This is a genomic window from Oscillibacter sp. CU971, assembly GCF_905219725.1.
Lineage (GTDB): Bacteria > Bacillota > Clostridia > Oscillospirales > Oscillospiraceae > Oscillibacter.
In genome coordinates this window covers 1-2,157 of sequence record NZ_CAJMXG010000381.1, presented here as the reverse complement: position 1 = coordinate 2,157, position 2,157 = coordinate 1, and the positions used below count along the sequence as shown (strand labels likewise).

2 protein-coding genes and 1 pseudogene are annotated in these 2,157 nt (G+C 61.2%); all 3 read right to left on the bottom strand.

Annotated features, from left to right (window positions below; genetic code table 11):
• Positions 1 to 325 precede the first annotated feature (325 nt).
• Entirely contained in the window at positions 326 to 514 is a 189-nt protein-coding gene (locus JX325_RS15655) for a hypothetical protein (RefSeq protein WP_204791984.1), read from the bottom strand.
• 310 nt (positions 515 to 824) lie between these two features.
• Positions 825 to 1,373: a hypothetical protein gene (locus JX325_RS15650; protein WP_204791983.1), complete on the bottom strand. Its 549-nt coding sequence runs from the start codon at positions 1,371 to 1,373 to the stop codon at positions 825 to 827.
• A 112-nt stretch (positions 1,374 to 1,485) separates the two neighbouring features.
• A pseudogene (locus JX325_RS18310) lies at positions 1,486 to 2,157 on the bottom strand (hypothetical protein); the annotation flags it as partial.

Sequence of the window (2,157 nt, the reverse complement as noted above, 5' to 3'; positions counted from 1 at the left end):
AGCAGACCCCAGCGGGCGTAACCAGACCCCCGCGTCCTCGTCCCCGACCCGCTCTGCGGGGCGGTGTTCAGGGGCCGAGGGGTCCTTGTGACCCCCGGTTTTTATCCCGCACCTTTTTCGACCGGGCCTATTTGCGGTGCGCCTGGGCTCCTTGCTCTGGAGCGGGTCCGTTCGGCACAAGGCCCCGCAGGGCGTGCTCTGGTGAGGGGAGGGGTATCGCCCCGGCGGAGAGCTTGCGGCGGCAGCGTGGGGCGCCGGCGCGGCGGACAGTGCGGGAACAGCGGGAGGGCCGCTCCACAATAGGAGCGGCCCTCTGCCGGTACGGTCATGGGGTCCGTCTGTCGCTGCGGTAGGATTGGCAGTGGACGCACACGGTTTTGTTTTGCAGCTCGAAACGTTTGCCGGTGAACAGCCGGTATGGACTCACGCAGCTGTCGCGGACTATCCAGGGGGCGGAGCTTTTCTTCACGCTGTGGGCGCAGATTTCGTATCCGCGGGTGTTCCATCTTCTCATATGTCCCGCGCCCCCTGCTCCCCCTGGNCAGCCTGAGCGCACACGGGGCGGGCGCACTCAGGGAATGAACTGAACAGCCGCACGATGCTTCTCTTCTTTTTGTCGTAGACGAGGGCGCCGTCATAAGCCGGTCCGTCTTTTCCCTGCACGTAGTTCCTTGCGGCTCGTGCCGCTTCCGTGACGGAGGCATAATCCAGTTTTTCATCCGCCCCACCGTCGTCCCTGCTGTAGGTGATGACCTGGAAGCGATCTCCGCCGCGGATGGACATCATTCGAATGAGGGCCAGCTGAGCATTGTCAGCGCCGCCCATCACATCATCTCCTGCACTAAGGACTCCGTGCTGGAGTGGCCCTGGATTTTAGAGAGGGCCGCCTGAACAGACTTCAGCAGGTCCTGGAGAGCGCCGGTGGTCAGAAATCCTCCAGCGGGAACTTTTCCGGTTAAGACCATATCCTCCAGGTCGTCCATCTCCGTGAGCATCTGCACGGCGTTTTGGGCGGCCTGCCATTCTTCCTGGGTGCATTCCTCCTGGACGACGCCTTTGAGAATCTCGCAGACGGCGTCCAGCTGCATGGCGGGGTCCGGCATGGGGAACGGGGAGCCCAGCCTGACCAGGCTGTTGATCCGCTCCCCGGTCTTGGCAAACCGCTTGGCGTGTTCCAGCTCGTGGTCGACCCAGGCCAGGAGCGCGCCGCCGTCGCCCAGGTCCTGTGAGGAGTGGAGCAGAGCCAGCGTTTCCCGGAATTTGATCCCGGAGTCCAGTGCCTCCTCGCCGCCTTCCAGCAGCGACACGGCCTCGCGTGCCACCAGGGTACACGCTTCGAGGAGCGTGAGGGGAGTTTGGTTTTCTCGTTTCATGTTGAACGTCCTTTCTAATTTCTGGTTGTTTTTGGGGCAAGCAACACAATGCCACATCCCCGCCGGGATATCCATTCAGCAACAGCAATAAAAAATCCGTACCGTTTTTGACTCACATCGACGGCGCGGCGGGCGGAGCCATATCCTCCGCCAGAAGCTGTGCACCGTATTCTTTCAGCGTCTGTCCTGTTTCCTGCTGGCAGTACGAATCCATCTTGCGGAGCAGTACCGCCTTCTCCGCGGCGTTGAGTGGATAGGCCAGCTCCTCCTGCCACCCGTCCGTGCGATGCAGCTCGATACTCAGCGCATCGCAGACCCGGTCCGCCGCGCAGTCATAGTTGACATAGAGATTGATCCAGTCGTCGGGGCCCTCCAGGCGGACCAGTCCGCCGAGTACTGTTCTCACGTCGTCATTGGACTCCAAGCAGAAATTGAGCCGGTCTTCCAGCGCAACGATCCCGTCCTCAAAGGAGATATCCATGGNGGAGAGGTGCCCGGCGGAAGGGAGCTCCTTCCCGCTCAGGCAGCTTTGGAGGCGCTTCACGCGCTGCTCGTAGCTGCTGTTCCCATTGCGGAAGGCTTGATAGGCGGCAGTGGATACATCCTTCATCGCATAGGTCCTCCNGCCGTCCACAGGGTGGACAGCAGAAAACTCTCGCTTATCAAAGTCCAGATCAAACACGCCGGTGACCTTCTGGGGNTTCTCCACGCGGATATCGTCAAGGCTTGTTTCTTCCTCTGTATTCTCGTTGATGGCAGCAATGGCAATATCCAGCTGNGCGAA

Excerpts from the sequence above, each read along its gene's own strand:
- JX325_RS15650 (WP_204791983.1), bottom strand. The coding sequence starts at position 1,373 with ATGAAACGAGAAAACCAAACTCCCCTCACGCTCCTCGAAGCGTGTACC.
- JX325_RS15655 (WP_204791984.1), bottom strand. The coding sequence starts at position 514 with ATGAGAAGATGGAACACCCGCGGATACGAAATCTGCGCCCACAGCGTG.